Genomic DNA, 16,267 nt, shown 5'->3' on the forward strand with positions numbered 1-16,267 from the left:
TGCCAAGATCAGAACATACAACTATCCGCAAGGACGAATTACCGATCATCGCATCGGGCTCACACTTTACTCATTGACCGATTTCATGAATGGTGACATTCAGGAAATGTTGGACGCGTTGCAGATGGCAGAGAATGCCGAACGCTTGAGAGTAGGAGAAACAATCTAGAATGGAGTTATCTACAAAGGGAAAGAAGTTTCGCGACAGAATAGATAATTGGTTTCTGTTCAATTTATTTCTATTCACGAAGTTGCCGTTGGCTTGGGTGGCCGGTTGTCGGGTGAAAAGTATTGATACGGACGGCTGTCAGATCTCTATGCCTTACGGATGGCGTAATCAGAATCCTTTCCAGTCTATTTATTTTGCTGCACAGAGTATGTCTGCCGAAATGAGCACTGGCATGCTTTGCGTTTTGGCCATTGAGCATTCGGGCGAAAGCGTAGCGATGTTGGTTTCAGAAAATCGGGCACAGTTTACCAAAAAGGCAAACGGCCACGTAACCTACACTTGCAACGATGGACAGAAAATGTTCGATGCCGTTTCTGAAACTTGCCGAACGGGCGAAGCAGTACTGGTTGAAATGAAATCGGTAGGAGTAATGGATAATGGAGTAGAAGTTGCAAACTTCTCTTTTACTTGGACGGTGAAGAAACGGAGCAAGTAAACCTTTCGGTCGCAAGCGTTAATTCCTATATTCGAACATGGCTACGAAGGTTCATAATTCTGATGGCTGGTTGTACGATCCGATTCTTCCCGATTCGGATTCGTGGCCTATCGTAAAACTCACCAATCATCGAGAGGAATTTCTGAAAGAATTGGTTGAGCTCTCAATTGAGAACATCAAGGAATCGCTCGGGAATAATCCAGCTAACTTGAAAGATGAATTAGCTCGGACGCTTTACACCGAACGAATTCGATTGACCCAAACTCCTTGGAAAGCCGATGCTCCAGATGAGAAAGAATTTTGGAGTCAAGTAAAAAAGGACATGGTTCGCATAAATGCGGGTCACGAGAATCCGAATGCCTTCGGTCATGAAGACCTGATACAACGTATTGTGAAGCGTTATGCGGAAGAAATTGCTGGCGTTTTCGATGTGAAAGCGTATGATTTTGCGAAAGGCTTTACAACCTTCATGTTTGCGCGCTTGCTCAATGCTTCGCAAGACAAAGGTTTTTCCCGCTTTTGGGGAAGTCGACACAATCTTCATGATAAGATCCATCTCATAGGAGAGATCGATCACGTTCGTGCATTGGCCGAAAAAGGCACAGTCATCATTGTTCCAACGCATTTCAGCAACCTTGATTCAATGCTTATTGGTTGGGCAATTCAAAGTATCGGATTACCACCGGTTCTTTACGGAGCTGGTTTGAACCTCTTCGGAATCAAGATCATGGCGTGGTTCATGAATCGGCTAGGAGCGTACAAAGTGGATCGGAGAAAGAAGAACACGCTTTACCTCGAAACACTGAAAATGTACTCGGAGCTTTCGCTCAGAAAAGGTTGCAATGGTCTGTTTTTTCCAGGCGGAACAAGGTCACGGAGTGGAATGCTGGAGAAGCGGGTGAAACTCGGATTACTAGGTACTGCGCTTCAGGCCCAACGGATGAATTTTATAGATGATGGAGAAGAGGCGAAGAAGATTTTCGTGATTCCGGTAACCATCAATTACAATTTTGTACTCGAGGCTCAAAGCCTGATCGATCAGCATCTCAAGATAAGTGGACAAGAGCATTATTATGTAGAGAACGATGATTTTTCGACTTCGAGCAAAATGATGCGCTTCATCTACAAGTTCTTTACCGCTTCATCCGAAATTGCTGTTCGTTATGGTGCACCAATGGATTTGTTTGGTAACCGCGTTGATGAGGAAGGAAACAGTTTTGATCCGCACGGAAACGTTGTGGATATCAAGAAGTACTTTTATTCCAACGGGGATATTACCAAAGACATGCAGCGCGATGCGGAATACACACGCATGCTTGGAGAGCGAATCGTAAAGAGTTTTCATGCGGAGGCTGTGGCCTTTTGTAGTCAGATTTTGGCATATGCTGCCTTCCGTATTATTAAGACGCGATATAATAAAATGGACCTTTACGGCCTTATGCGTTTGCCTTCAGAAGACTTGGTGATAAAACCAAAAGAATTGATGGATGTGGTGGATAAGGTCGTTACCCGATTACGACAATTGAACGAGCTTGGCGAAATCCACGTAGAGAAGGAAATTCTGGAAGGAAGCCTTTCAAGCATCATTAAAAAAGGACTTGCCAATCTTGGTATTTACCACGCAAAGTTGCCATTGATGTACAACGCAGACGGTGATTTTGAGTCGCAGGATATTAAGATCCTGTATTTCTATCACAATAGATTAGAAGGATATGAGCTCCACAAATTCATCAGATAAAGTACCTGTTGGCGTATTGGGTGGTGGAAGCTTCGGCTCAGCCATTGCCAATCTGTTGGCAGAAAACCAACCTGTTATCATGCTGACCAGAAGTCAAGATGTGGCTGATTCCATCAATTCGACACGAATTAATCGTGGTCGAACGATGCACGAGAACGTTCGAGCTACCACGGATGTGCAGGAAGTTGCTGATCAATGCAAGCTCATTTACCCGATCATTCCATCGGCAGGTTTCAGGGAAACAATCAAAACATTGGCTCCTTTTCTCACGCCCGAACACATTCTTATCCATGGAACCAAAGGTGTGGATGTTCGAATGGCTGATGGAGAACAGCTCACTGCTGAGTTTAAACTCAATCCGAAAAAGGTGAACACCATGACAGAGGTGATCATGCAGGAAACCATCGTTCGAAGAGTTGGCTGTTTGGCAGGGCCAAATCTGGCATCTGAGATTCTTGAAGGACAGCCAGCAGCTACGGTCATTGCCAGTCATTTTGACGAAGTGATAAAAATTGGGCAACGGACCTTGCGAACTCCGCGATTTCAGGTTTACGGAAGCCATGATCTTACTGGAGTTGAAATTGCCGGTGTTCTTAAGAACGTTATTGCCTTAGCGGCTGGTGCGCTGAGCGGATTAGGCTTTGGAGAGAATGCCAAAGCGCTGCTCATTAGTCGTGGTTTGGTAGAGATGATCCATATTGGAAAACACCTTGGTGGCGATATTGTGGCTGTGCTCGGATTGGCCGGAGTTGGCGACCTTATAGCTACATGTTCGAGTTCGAAAAGCCGAAACTTCACTGTTGGTTATCGTTTGGCCAAAGGAGAAACGTTAACAGCCATTCTTGCCGATATGGAAGAAGTGGCCGAAGGTCTCAATACGCTTAGAATTTCGAGAGCAATGGCCAATTATCTTGGCATTCGCGTTCCACTTACAGAAACGATATACGATGTGATCTTTGGCGAAAAAACCGTGGAAGAAGGACTCGATTATTTGATGAAGTTTCCGTTCTACGTGGACATCGACCGCTCTATGTTCGGAGGTCGATAAGTAGGTCCGGAAATCTATTTCCTGTTCACTTGCGTGGAGCTTCCTTGGTCTGAAGGGAGTATCAGCATATCAGCCACATTCACATGCTTTGGACGTGTGATAGCAAATGAAATGCAATCGGCAATATCCTTTGGTGTAAGCGCTTCCATCCCTTGGTAAACGGTTTTAGCGCGATTTTCATCGCCATGAAAACGGACGATGGAAAATTCAGTCTCAACAAGCCCCGGAGCGATATTCGTGACCTTGATTCCTTTGTCAAACAATTCTTTTCGCAGGCCTTCAGAAATGGCGTGCACCGCGTGTTTGGTGGCGCAATACACGTTTCCGTTTGGGTAAACTTCGATGCCAGCAATGGAACCAACGTTGATGATGTGCCCTGAGTTGGCCGCAACCATTCGAGGCGCAATTTCGCGGGTGATGTAAAGCAAACCTTTCACGTTGGTGTCAATCATCTTTTCCCAATCGTCTACATCGCCTTCGTGAAGTGGGGAAAGTCCTGATGCCAAACCTGCGTTGTTCACCAATATGTCAATGGTTCTATCTCCAATTTCATTCCGACAGAAATTCTCGACTTCTGATCGTACTCTTATATCGAATGAATGAGTAGAAACTGTGATTCCGTATTTGGATTCCAATTCTGACTTCAGTTTTTCGAGGCGTTCTTTCCTTCTTCCTGTAAGGATGAGATCGTAACCAAGATTGGCAAATTCGATAGCGGTGGCTTCGCCTATTCCTGCTGTGGCACCTGTGATGATGGCTGTTTTTGACATGGGGGAAAATTACGATTTACCTTTTGTCATGTCGAGCGGAGCTTGCGAAGTCGAGACATCTATTTGGAAAAGATTTGTTCCGTCCCTTTGGTCTGTCGAAATGACAAGATCGGAAGACGGCTTGCGTTAGGGATTGCAGCGGTTACTCCGCAGCTAAGCGAGGAGTAGAAGCGGAAAGTCCGACCCAGATTTTTCATCGGGGAAACGCCCTTGTCAGTTCGAGGTCCAACGTGACGTAAGCTTGAACTTTCTGACCAATATCAGTTTTGGCTGTGACTGCTCTCAGTAATCACAAGCAGCTACTGAAATTTCTTTGTTGCCTAAGAATGGAAGTCATATTTCTCCTTATAGCGATCAGTATTGTAGCGGCCCTTGGGTTCTTGGCTGCTTTTCTGTGGGCTGTGAAAACGGGGCAGTATGATGATGATAAAACGCCTGCGATGCGCATTCTTTTTGACGAGAAAAAATCAACAGAAACCAATAACTAAATCGATGGAAAAGGAAACCTTCCGTTACGACAATACCATTGTCCGAAAATTTGCCTTCGCCACCATGGCGTTCGGTATTATCGGCATGCTGGTAGGACTTACCGCTGCTTTGCAGATGGTGGATCCCATGTTCAATTTCTTAACCCCCTGGCTTACCTTCGGTAGGATACGCCCGTTGCATACGAATGCGGTCATTTTCGCATTTGTTGGTAACGGGATTTTCATGGGGGTTTATTACTCCCTTCAGCGTTTGCTGAAAACAAGAATGTGGAGCGATGTTCTTAGCAACATCAACTTTTGGGGTTGGCAGCTGATCATTCTTTCGGCTGTGGTAACGCTTCCTTTAGGAATTACGACTAGTAAGGAATATGCTGAATTGGAATGGCCGATCGATATCGCCATTGCTTTGGTTTGGGTGGTGTTCGGATTGAACATGTTTATGACCATTTTGAACAGGAGAGAGCGACACTTGTATGTGGCCATCTGGTTCTACATCGCCACGTTTGTAACGGTTGCCATGCTTCACATTGTGAACAGCTTTGAGCTTCCTGTTTCATTCTTCAAGAGCTACAGTTGGTACGCTGGTGTTCAGGATGCCTTGGTGCAATGGTGGTATGGCCACAATGCGGTTGCGTTCTTCTTAACCACACCTTATTTGGGATTGATGTACTACTTCATTCCAAAGGCATCTAATCGTCCGGTTTATTCTTATCGATTATCCATTGTTCACTTTTGGGCACTTATCTTCATCTATATCTGGGCAGGCCCTCACCACTTATTGTATACAGCGCTTCCAGAGTGGGCGCAGAACATTGGTGTGGTATTCTCTTTTATGCTCATCGCTCCATCTTGGGGAGGTATGCTCAACGGACTTCTTACACTGAGAGGTGCTTGGGATAGAGTTCGTGAAAGTGCGGTTCTGAAATTCATGGTTGTGGCAGTTACTTGCTATGGTATGAGCACGTTTGAAGGCCCCATGATGTCGTTGAAAAACGTGAATGCCATAGCCCACTTTACGGATTGGGTCGTGGCGCACGTGCACATTGGTGGATTGGGTTGGAATGGTTTCATGACCTTCGGTATCCTTTATTACTTGGTCCCAAAACTGTGGAACACAAAACTGTATTCATCCAAGCTTTCTGACTTCCACTTCTGGATTGGAACCCTTGGAATCATCTTCTACGCGTTGCCACTTTACTGGGCAGGTTTCACGCAAAGTTTGATGTGGAAAGAGTTCACACAAGAAGGCTTTCTTGCTTACCCGAACTTTTTGGAAACGGTAACTCAGATCAAGCCGATGTATGCTGCCAGAGCATTCGGAGGTAGCATTTACATCATCGGTGTAATAAGTATGCTTTATAACCTGATCATGACAATGAAACAGGGTTCATTCCAAAGAGAGGAAGAGGCTTCAGCACTTGCGTTGACCAAAAACTACGAAGGTCACAAGGGTGAAGGTTGGCACCGTGTAATTGAGAGAAGACCAATACAGATGTTGGTGTTCAGTTTGGTTGCCGTGGCCATTGGTGGAGCGATAGAGATCATTCCGACCATGCTTATTAAGAGCAATATTCCAACCATTGCTAGTGTGAAACCATATACTCCTCTTGAATTGGAAGGAAGAGATATTTATATCCGTGAAGGTTGCTACAATTGTCACTCTCAAATGGTCCGACCATTCAGAAGTGAAACTGAGCGATATGGAGAATACTCTAAAGCTGGTGAATTTGTGTATGATCACCCATTCCAATGGGGTTCTAAACGAACTGGTCCGGATTTGCACAGAATTGGAGCCAAATATTCTGACAGCTGGCACTTTAACCACATGATGGATCCAGGAAGTATGTCTCCAGGAACGATTATGCCATCTTACCCATGGTTATTCGAAAATGACTTGAATACAGAGTTGACTGCAGGCAAGATCAGAGCTATGCAAACGCTTGGTGTTCCTTATGCAGAAGGCTATGATCAGATTGCAGTTCAAGATTTGACATATCAATCTGAAAGCATTGCTAAGAATTTGGAGAAAGACGGACTACAAGTGTTGCCAAATTCTGAGATTCTTGCGCTGATTGCTTATCTGCAGCGCTTAGGAACTGATATTAAAGTGAAGGACGGCCAAGCCGCAATGGTAACCAATTAATCTAAAGACCATGCTAAAGTTCATTAAACACCATATGGAGACCATTTCTGGGATAGAGATTTATCCGATTATCTCCTTCATTATTTTCTTCACATTCTTCGTGGCTGTGCTGGCTTACTTGGTCATCCAACGCAAGGAGTACTTCGATCAACTGAGCATGATGCCGTTGGACGAGGAAGCAGGTTCAACCAATAAAATCTAAATCATGAAAACAGAATGGTTTATTAATAAAACAAAAGTGCTTGGTGCAGCGGCTTTAATGCTCGTTGCCGCCAACGCAAGTGCCCAGGAATCAGTAGTTCCTGTTCCTTGGGAGAACATGGTTCAGGCCAATGATACAGCAGTATTTTGGGTCTTGGCATCATTTGCACTCATGCTGCTAATTCTTATTTGGGTAGTAGCCGGAGTTACCAAAGGATTACTTTCCGATAAGCAGCTTTGGGAAGGAAAGTGGAGAAGTACTGCCAAAACAGTTACGGCTATTATCGGTACAGCTTTGCTTCTTGCGTCTTCATCCGCTATGGCGCAAACAGAGCCAGCAGCCGCTCCAATGTTCGAAATGTCTGACGGATTGTTTTGGATAATGATCATTGTAAATGCATTCCTTCTATTCGTTTTGCTTGGAATGTTGTACAACTTGAGCAGTCTGATCAAGTCCTTACGTTCTAAAGATGAGGCAGAGCCAGTTGTTGAAAAATCTATATGGGAAGGATCTCTTTCCGCTGCTGTTCCAGTTGAGCGCGAGAAAGATATTCTGATGGATCATGAGTACGATGGCATTATGGAGCTCGATAACAAGCTTCCGCCATGGTGGTTATACATGTTCTACTTTACCATTGCATTTGGAGTAGTTTATATCGCCTACTATGAGTTTTCTGACGGGCCAGGACAGTACGATGAGTACAATACAGAAATGACTGTTGCAGCAGATGCCAAGGCAGAAATGCTAGCCAGTTCTGCAAATAACGTAGATGAAAATTCGGCAACCTTACTTACAGATGCAACTTCAATAGGCAACGGAAAGGAGAAATTCCAATCGCTTTGTGTAGCATGCCATGCAGCAACTGGAGGTAGCACGCAAACACCGTTGGGTGTTGGTCCGAACCTTACCGATGAGTATTGGATTCACGGTGGTGGAATCAACAACATTTTCAAAACCATTAAATATGGTGTGCCTGCAAAAGGAATGATCTCGTGGGAAGCACAGCTTTCTCCAGTTCAAATTCAAGAAGTGGCATCTTACATCATTTCTCTTCAAGGTTCAAATCCTGAAAACGGAAAAGAACCACAAGGAGATATATGGGTGGAAGATGGCGCACAGACAACACCGGCAGATTCTACGGAAGCTCCTGCTGCAGAGGCCGCTACGGCCGCTGCAACGGAGTAATTCCGCAAGTTTTGAATAGGATAATCATATCCGACCCCGAAATGAAATAGACATGGAGACGAAAGATGAAAAAGGGTCATTCAGGGATCACCTCTCAACACTTGACGAGAGCGGAAATCGAAAGTGGATTTATCCTAAAATGCCATTTGGTAGGTATTACAATTGGCGTAAGTGGCTGAGTTACCTACTTCTTGTTGTCCTTTTTGCAGGGCCGCATATTAAGATCGGTGGCGAGCCATTGTTGATGATCAACGTGCTTGCACGGAAGTTCGTCATCTTCGGGCAGGTTTTTTGGCCACAGGATTTTTACCTGTTCGGTCTGGCCATGATCACTTTCGTGTTGTTCATTGTGCTTTTTACAGTGGCCTTCGGTCGTATTTTCTGCGGATGGTTCTGTCCGCAGACCATCTTCATGGAAATGCTTTTCCGTAGGATTGAGTATTGGATTGAAGGAGATTGGAAGCATCAGCAGCGTTTGGATGCCTTGCCTTGGAATGCAGAGAAGATTCGTAAGAAATCCATCAAGCATTTCCTCTTTTTCGCCATTTCATTCATCATTTCCAACACATTTTTGGCGTACATAATTGGCAATGATGAGCTTTTTAAGATCATGACCGATTCGCCAGCAGATCATATAGTTGGTTTGATCCTGATTGTCGTTTTCACCTTTGTGTTCTATGGCGTGTTTGCCAGAATGCGGGAGCAGGTTTGCACCAATATCTGTCCTTACGGAAGATTGCAAGGCGTATTGCTTGATAGAAATTCAATGATTGTTGCTTACGATCACGAACGTGGCGAAGGCAGAAGTAAGTGGCGAAAAGGAGAAAATCGCAAAGCTGAAGGAAAAGGGGATTGTATCGATTGTCACGCCTGTGTGGATGTTTGTCCAACAGGAATTGACATCAGAAACGGTACTCAACTTGAATGCATCAATTGCACGGCTTGTATGGATGCTTGCGATCATGTAATGGAAAAAGTGGGCTTCGAAAAAGCCTTGGTTGGTTACAAGAGTGAAGAAACCATTGCAACTGGAAAGCCTTTCACCTATACCACTCGTTTAAAAGCCTACACGGTTGTACTCAGCATTTTGATGATTGCCATGTTTGCGCTCATTATTACGCGCGCAGACATTGGAGCAACGGTGCTTCGAACTCCTGGAATGCTTTATCAGGAAGGGGAAAACAACACCATCACCAATCTCTACAACTTTAAGGTGATCAATAAGACAGCACTCGATATGACCTTGAGTTTAAAGGTTGTGAAAGGTCCAGGCGAGGTGAAGTTGGTAGGTGATATGCTCAATTTGGAATCACAGGGAACATCAGAGGGTGTCATGTTCATCGCAGTACCAAAGGATGAACTTACAGAAAGAAAGACATCGGTAACTGTTGGAATTTTTGACGGAGATAAACTCCTGAAAAAGGTGAAGACCAATTTTATAGGACCGATACAAACCGGTAAAAAATAGAACTATGGGCTGGGGAAAGGGTATCGCATTAAGTTACATCGGATTCGTCATTTTCATGCTGGGATTGGTGTACCTAGCGGTCAATCAGGATTTTGATCTTGTGGCCGATGATTACTATGAGCAAGAAATCGCCTACCAAGGTAGAATTGATGAGCTCACGAACGCGTTGGATGACAATCAAAAAGTTGTAGTGTCTAATGTTGGAGACGCGGTACAATTGGTTTTTCCTTCAAAGGCAACGGATGTAAAGATCCATTTCTTCCGTCCGTCTGATGATACCATGGATTTTAAAGTGGAGGAAGCATCAGTAGATTCAGAATTGAACGTTGCCCATTCTCAATTCACGAAAGGAAAATACTTGGTCAAAGTTCAGTGGTTGAGTAACGGTAAAACGTATTTCCAAGAGGATGGATTTTATGTGAACTGATGTTTTTTACCGCATTTGCCATAGGAGCCCTCGGGAGTTTTCACTGCATTGGCATGTGTGGTCCCATTGCGCTTTCAGTGCCGATGGGCGGAAAGCATGGCCTGATTGGCGTGCTTCGAGCATTGGCCTATAATCTGGGCAGAATTTCAACCTACGCAATTCTTGGTCTGGTGGTTGGATTGCTCGGACAGCGCATTGCCATTGGCGGATACCAGCAAGCACTTTCTATCGCTGTTGGTATATTGATTCTGGCGTTTCTCATTCTTCCAAAGACCATCACCAAAAAGCTTAATCCCACATCAACATTTGCCCGCATTTTTCTCAAGTTGAAAAACACCTTTAGAGGGCTTTTTCAAAGCAAGAATGCCTTCGGTCCCTTGGTACTTGGATTGATAAACGGACTACTTCCTTGTGGATTGGTTTACGTTGGTCTGGCAGGAGCTTTGGCGCTTGGAGATCCGATTTCGAGCGCAGAATTTATGGCTGCCTTCGGATTAGGAACCGTTCCAGTAATGATTTCTATCATATTTCTTGGTGATCTCATTTCGCTTCAGTGGCGCGCCAATATCCGAAAATTGATGCCTGTAATGTTTGCCATTATGGGAGCGCTTTTCATCCTCAGAGGTCTGAACCTTGGAATTCCATACATCAGCCCAAATATGGAGATGACTGCTGTCGGTGGCGTTCCGCAATGTCACACACCATGAACACGAATCTGATTCAGAAATACAATATTCCAAGTCCGCGATACACCAGTTATCCAACTGTACCGCATTGGAATACAACTGGTTTCAATAAGGAAGAACATCTTAAACGGCTTGTGGCCAGTTACAAGAAAGACAAGGCAGAAGGACTTTCGCTGTACATTCATTTACCCTATTGCGAAAGCCTGTGCACGTATTGTGGTTGCAACAAACGCATCACTAAAAACCATCAGGTTGAAGGACCTTACATTGATGCGGTTTTGGATGAGTGGAGAATGTATGTGGAGGTTTTGGGAGAAAAACCGAAGCTAGCAGAGCTGCATCTAGGAGGAGGAACGCCAACTTTTTTCTCAGCCGAAAACTTAGGTATGATGATGGATGGTGTTCTGAAATATGCCACTGTTAGCGATAAGGCGCAGTTCAGTTTTGAAGCACATCCAAACAATACGACCGAAGATCAGCTTCGAGAATTAAGAAAGAAAGGCTTTAACCGAATCAGTCTTGGTATTCAGGATTTTGACCCAGTTGTGCAGCGCACGATTAACCGTATGCAATCGTTTGCACAAGTTCGGAAAGTAACGCAGGAATCTCGTTGGCTCGGTTTCCGTTCCATTAATTATGATCTGATCTATGGACTTCCAAAACAAACTATGGAAGGCCTGTTAGATACATTCGATAAGGTTCTGGTGCTCAATCCGGACCGAATCGCATTTTACAGCTACGCGCACGTGCCTTGGAAAAGTCCATCACAACGCGGATATGACGAAAGCGACTTGCCTGACGAGAACATGAAGATTGCACTCTACAACGCTGGCAAGGAAAAGTTGCTGAACAGCGGTTATGTGGAAATAGGAATGGACCATTTTGCCAAGCCAGATGATGGTTTGGCCATTGCTGCACTGCACGGAGAAATGCATCGGAACTTCATGGGATATACAGAAGCCAAGAATGACACACTTATCGGTCTTGGCGTTTCGGCCATCAGCGATGCTTGGAGTTCTTTGGCGCAGAACCCGATTTCTGTTGAGGCATACTTAGAGTGGATTTCGAACAAGCAATTGCCATTGGTAAAAGGTCACTTGCACACGGAAAAAGATCTCATCATCCGAAAAACGATTCTCGATCTGATGTGCACCTTCAATTGTAGCATCGATTATCTGCCAAAAGGCGAGCGTGAGTCGGTTGTGAATAGGCTTTCAGAACATTTGGCTGATAATCTTCTGACGATTACCAACGATGGAATTCATGTGAATGATGAAGGAAGAGCCTTCATCCGAACTATTTGTATGGCCTTGGATGAATACGTTTGGACTAAGGATTCCAGCCAGCAGATGTTCTCTAAGAGCGTCTGATCAGGCCACCCATTTCTTGATCATTCTTTCAATGTCATTGGAAACAACGGGTTTGAGCAAAAGGTCGTCCATGTCTGATTTCAGATTGCCATCATCATCGCGCTGAAGTACATTTCCGCTCAGACCAATTACTGGCGGAACGTCTACGTATCGTCTCTTTATTTCTGTAGTGGCTTCAAGTCCGTCCATTTCGGGCATTTGAATGTCCATGAAAACAATGTCGTATTTGCTCTTTTCAAAGTTTTCTACAGCCTGCTTGCCATTGGAAAGGACATCCACTTTACAGCCCATTCGCTGTAGCATGATCTTAAATGCCTGCTGATTGATGAGATTGTCTTCAACCAATAGGACTTTCGTTCCCTGAACGGAAGATTTTATCGGTTTTGAAGTAACTTTGGAAATTGGTTTCAGTTCAATTGAGTTCAACCGAATCGGAAGAGAGAGCCAAAATGTACTTCCGGTGCCAACCGTACTTTCCACACCGATCTTGCCCCCTAAAAGCTGCATCAGTTTTTTACTTATCGAAAGTCCCAACCCAGTTCCTTCCAGATTCTGTGCTGTAGTGTGCTGTAATTGAGAGAAGTCTTGGAACAGTTTTTTCTGGTCTTCCTTCGGTATTCCTTGCCCAGTGTCGGCCACCTTTATCAGCAATAGATTATCCGCATCTACTTCAACTGAAACAGAAACAGATCCTTTGTCTGTGAATTTGATGGCGTTGCGAACAAGGTTAGAAAGAACTTGGGTGAGCCGTCTACGGTCGGTGTCAAGTTGAACCTCGTTTTTTAGCGTACTGAAGTTCAGTGACAATCCTTTGGTTTTCGCCTCTGGTTCATATCGTTCGGCAATTGTTTCAATCAATTGCGATAGATGGAACGACTCAAGCTGAAGCTTCACTTTACCAGCCTCAAGTTCAGACAGGTTCAGCACATCGTTTACAATGGAGCGAAGGTCTTTACTTGCATCCAGAATATTCTCTAGTTTCGATTTTTGGTCAGTCGTTAACTTTGAACTGAGCAAGATCTCGCTCAGACCCATTATTCCATTTAATGGAGTTCGGATTTCGTGGCTCATGCTTGCGAGGAAATCTGAACGGAACTTCAGTGAGTTTTCCGCTACTTGCTTAGCCTGAAAGAGCTGTTGCGATTTTTTCTGTTCTGAGATATCGATGATCGTTCCAAGATATCCGCGGTATTCGCCCAAATGATTGAACAGTGGTTGAGCTTGTTCTAATACATGAAGCGCATTCCCGTTTGGTCGCTTGAACCGATATTCCATTGAAAAGGGTTTCTTGTTCTTTTCAACCGCCTTCCATGATGATTTTACACGTGCTCTGTCTTCCGTATGAATGTTTTCAGTCCAAGAACCATCTAAGATGGAGGTGAGGTCTGTTCCGATGATGAGCTGCAAACTTTCGTTCACGTAGGTTGCATTTCCGTTTTCATCAACCTGATAAATTCCAACGGGAAGCAATGATGCCAGTTTTCTGAACTTTGACTCGTTCTCTTTCAGCGCTTTCTCGGCCTTTTTTCTATCCGTTATATCAATTGACCAAATGCTCAATCGATCTGATTCTCCATTCGAATTAACAACTGGATTGATATGACGATCGAACCAATAATCTTTGCCGTTGATGTTGAAATGCTTTTCGACCTGAACTTTTCTGCCAGAAAAGGCACGTTCTGTTTCTATTCTGAATTGAACCAGATTCTCTTTCGAGGTTATGTCCAAAACGCTCATGCCCACTTTCAGTTCAATGCCAAACTGTTCTTTAATAATGGCAAAAGCAGCCTGATTGAATGCAAGAACATTCAATTTTCGATCAACCAGATAGAATGTTTGAGAACTACTGTCGAACACGGCACGTAAATTCTCTTCAGACCGTTTAACGTCTTTTTCCGCCTTTTTCTTGTCCGTGATATCGAAAGCCCAAATGGAAACCATTTTTTTCTTTCCAACGCTGTGTTTTACAGGTGTAAAACGTACCTCAATGACGTTGTTTTCAAGCCCTGGTTTTTCGAGTTCGACAGAAACTGAGCCACCGCCACGGGCCACTTTTATACCGTTCAGAAACTCTTGCTTCCAATCTGGATGAATACATTTTATGATGTTCTGGCCATACGGATCCAGTTCGTTCGGCATGGTTGCAATCATGGCTGGCGCCATCAGATTGCAGCTCATTATCCTGTCGTCATCATCAAGAAGAATGAAACCTTGCGAGCTGTTGTGGTTAATAGCCTGAAGAACCTGTGTTTTCTCAGAGGCTTGGCGTTCGGTCCGCTTCAGGTCTGAAATGTTCTTGTAAGAGTAGATCACACCTGCGGCCGTTCCTTGATCATTGAGTAGTGGGCTGAATCTACCTTCAACCCAAATTTCATCTGCTGAATTATCAGGTTTCTTTACTCGCTGTTCCGTGCTGATTGTACGTCCGTTCAGCGCTGTGTTGAAGTTGCGGATAAAACGTTTGTTCTGATGTTGGTCAACGTAATCCCAATAAGAATTGCCGGTTTTAAGTTCTTCCTGAAAGAAACCGAACATTTCCTTAGCCGCACGGGCATTGAACCACAAGATTCGGAATTCATGGTCTAGAATGATCACGCTACGCGAAGTGTGGTCGAGCAACGACCTCATTTCGGCACTTGGTGCCAACGATTTGAATTCTCGATCTTTAGAACTATTTCCCTTCATCATCCATCCGAACGCGTGCGTCCGTAGAATCATTGTACGGTAAAGATGGTCAAATGTTCAAGTTTTCGACCAATCGACTGCTGGCACTTATGAAGCCCTTCTTCTGGCCTTTTCCTTGACGATCAGCGATAATTCCCTGCCTGTTTGGCCCGCAATGGAAGTGTTTTCCTCAGCTCTTCGAATCAGGTAAGGCATTACTTCTAAAATAGGACCGTAGGGAACGTATTTGACCACATTGTAGTGGTTTGCTGCAAGATTGAAACTGATGTTGTCGCTCATTCCATATAACTGCGCGAAGAACACGCGCGCATCATCAGTATTCAGCTTCTTTTCTGCCATCAGTTCGGTCAGGTATTTTGAGCTGAATTCGTTGTGCGTGCCGGCAATCAACTGAACTTCAGGGTAATTGTCGATGCAGAATTTTAGTGCCAGATCGTAGTCGCGGTCGGTTTCTTGTTTGGTTTTATGAATTGGTGATGGATAACCTTGCTGTTTGGCGCGTTCGCGTTCCTTTTCCATGTATGCACCACGCACCAACTTCACACCCAATTTGTATCCGTTTTTCTTGGCTTTTTCCAAACTGTCTTTCAAAAACTGAAGACGGTCGGTTCGGTAGAGTTGGATGGTGTTGTAAATCATCACTTTTTCTCGATTATGCTGCTGCATCTGCTCTTCCACCAGGTCATCAATTGCAGTTTGAAACCATGTTTCTTCCGCATCAACCAGAATGGGAACGTTATTGTCTGTAGCGGTCTGACAGATCTGCTTGATGCGCTCGGTTGCCTTCTCCCATTCTACGGATTCACTTGCACTGAAAACTCCTTTAGCGTTCTTTTTTGCCAATAGTCTGTTGGGCAGTACGGCTGTAGGTTTGAACACGGAAAATGGTACGCGTGGGTCTGTTTTTCCAGTTGCATTGGCTGCAATGATCTCTTTTGCCGCTTCGTCCAATTCAGTGGCAGATTCTTTTCCTTCCGAAGAGTAATCGAGAAGTGAGTAAACGCCAGAACGATGCAAACGCGCAATGGTCGGTTCGCAGTCGCTTATTTTTTCTCCACCACAGAAATGGTTGAATACCGTTGATCGGATAATTCCTTTGATAGGCAGATGAAGTGCCAAACCGATCTTGAGCAAGGTTTTTCCTGCGCTGACCAAGGTTTGGTTGCCAACCAACTTGAACAGAAGATGAGCTCTGTTCAGTTCCTGATCTGTTCTGTCAGCAAAAGCGATTTTGGTGTCTTCAAACGAGATCATTCGGTCGGTGATTTGATGCGGCAAATATAGTTTGGCGTTTGCTTGGAAAGCCATGTTTTGATGGAACTGCTGATGTGGGCTATTTGAGCCGCGTTAGGGATGGAAGCGACATCCTTTTTCTCATTGGGCGGGCATTTG

Annotated in this window: 14 protein-coding genes; 11 read left to right on the forward strand and 3 right to left on the reverse strand. The window is 44.5% G+C overall.

All coding sequences use genetic code 11. The features are described 5' to 3' along the window. Nucleotides 1-170 precede the first annotated feature (170 nt). The 3 genes from K9J17_12955 to K9J17_12965 are packed head-to-tail and all read left to right on the forward strand — an operon-like array spanning nucleotide 171 to nucleotide 3,451. Entirely contained in the window at nucleotides 171-665 is a 495-nt protein-coding gene (locus K9J17_12955; protein ID MCF8277635.1) for a DUF4442 domain-containing protein, read from the forward strand. A 37-nt stretch (nucleotides 666-702) separates the two neighbouring features. Next, nucleotides 703-2,403 (forward strand): 1-acyl-sn-glycerol-3-phosphate acyltransferase, encoded by a 1,701-nt coding sequence (locus tag K9J17_12960; protein ID MCF8277636.1) that lies wholly within the window; start codon nucleotides 703-705, stop codon nucleotides 2,401-2,403. Beyond that, on the forward strand, nucleotides 2,378-3,451 hold the full coding sequence (locus K9J17_12965) for an NAD(P)-dependent glycerol-3-phosphate dehydrogenase (GenBank protein MCF8277637.1): 1,074 nt from the start codon (nucleotides 2,378-2,380) through the stop codon (nucleotides 3,449-3,451). The genes K9J17_12960 and K9J17_12965 overlap by 26 nt, the downstream gene beginning before the upstream one ends. Nucleotides 3,452-3,465: 14 nt before the next feature. Here K9J17_12965 and K9J17_12970 read toward each other — a convergent pair whose 3' ends face one another. Further along, complete coding sequence (locus tag K9J17_12970) at nucleotides 3,466-4,221, reverse strand: SDR family NAD(P)-dependent oxidoreductase (GenBank protein MCF8277638.1); 756 nt, start codon at nucleotides 4,219-4,221, stop codon at nucleotides 3,466-3,468. 326 nt (nucleotides 4,222-4,547) lie between these two features. On the opposite strand from K9J17_12970, the gene ccoS reads away from it, so the two are divergent. The 8 genes from ccoS to hemN are packed head-to-tail and all read left to right on the forward strand — an operon-like array spanning nucleotide 4,548 to nucleotide 12,190. Beyond that, nucleotides 4,548-4,709, forward strand: coding sequence for a cbb3-type cytochrome oxidase assembly protein CcoS (gene ccoS / locus K9J17_12975; protein ID MCF8277639.1), 162 nt, complete (start codon nucleotides 4,548-4,550; stop codon nucleotides 4,707-4,709). Between the two features lie 4 nt (nucleotides 4,710-4,713). Then, nucleotides 4,714-6,852 (forward strand): cytochrome-c oxidase, cbb3-type subunit I, encoded by a 2,139-nt coding sequence (gene ccoN / locus K9J17_12980; GenBank protein MCF8277640.1) that lies wholly within the window; start codon nucleotides 4,714-4,716, stop codon nucleotides 6,850-6,852. Between the two features lie 10 nt (nucleotides 6,853-6,862). Then, the gene (locus K9J17_12985; protein MCF8277641.1) at nucleotides 6,863-7,054 is read left to right on the forward strand and encodes a CcoQ/FixQ family Cbb3-type cytochrome c oxidase assembly chaperone; all 192 of its coding nucleotides are present in this window, start codon (nucleotides 6,863-6,865) and stop codon (nucleotides 7,052-7,054) included. 3 nt (nucleotides 7,055-7,057) lie between these two features. Next, complete coding sequence (locus tag K9J17_12990; protein MCF8277642.1) at nucleotides 7,058-8,239, forward strand: c-type cytochrome; 1,182 nt, start codon at nucleotides 7,058-7,060, stop codon at nucleotides 8,237-8,239. A gap of 52 nt (nucleotides 8,240-8,291) precedes the next feature. Beyond that, entirely contained in the window at nucleotides 8,292-9,707 is a 1,416-nt protein-coding gene (gene ccoG, locus K9J17_12995; protein ID MCF8277643.1) for a cytochrome c oxidase accessory protein CcoG, read from the forward strand. Nucleotides 9,708-9,711: 4 nt separating this feature from the next. Next, a complete protein-coding gene (locus K9J17_13000; GenBank protein ID MCF8277644.1) occupies nucleotides 9,712-10,134 on the forward strand; it encodes a FixH family protein in 423 nt (140 codons plus the stop codon). Continuing rightward, a complete protein-coding gene (locus K9J17_13005) occupies nucleotides 10,134-10,841 on the forward strand; it encodes a sulfite exporter TauE/SafE family protein (protein MCF8277645.1) in 708 nt (235 codons plus the stop codon). Before K9J17_13000 ends, K9J17_13005 begins: the two co-directional genes overlap by 1 nt. Next, nucleotides 10,838-12,190 (forward strand): oxygen-independent coproporphyrinogen III oxidase, encoded by a 1,353-nt coding sequence (gene hemN, locus K9J17_13010; GenBank protein ID MCF8277646.1) that lies wholly within the window; start codon nucleotides 10,838-10,840, stop codon nucleotides 12,188-12,190. The genes K9J17_13005 and hemN overlap by 4 nt, the downstream gene beginning before the upstream one ends. Here the strand turns inward: hemN and K9J17_13015 are convergent, their stop codons facing one another. Both K9J17_13015 and K9J17_13020 read right to left on the reverse strand, forming a co-directional pair. Further along, entirely contained in the window at nucleotides 12,191-14,908 is a 2,718-nt protein-coding gene (locus tag K9J17_13015; protein MCF8277647.1) for a PAS domain S-box protein, read from the reverse strand. Nucleotides 14,909-14,962: 54 nt separating this feature from the next. Then, the gene (locus K9J17_13020) at nucleotides 14,963-16,129 is read right to left on the reverse strand and encodes a proline dehydrogenase family protein (GenBank protein MCF8277648.1); all 1,167 of its coding nucleotides are present in this window, start codon (nucleotides 16,127-16,129) and stop codon (nucleotides 14,963-14,965) included. Nucleotides 16,130-16,267: the final 138 nt, after the last annotated feature.

Source organism: Flavobacteriales bacterium (assembly GCA_021739695.1).
Lineage (GTDB): Bacteria > Bacteroidota > Bacteroidia > UBA10329 > UBA10329 > UBA10329.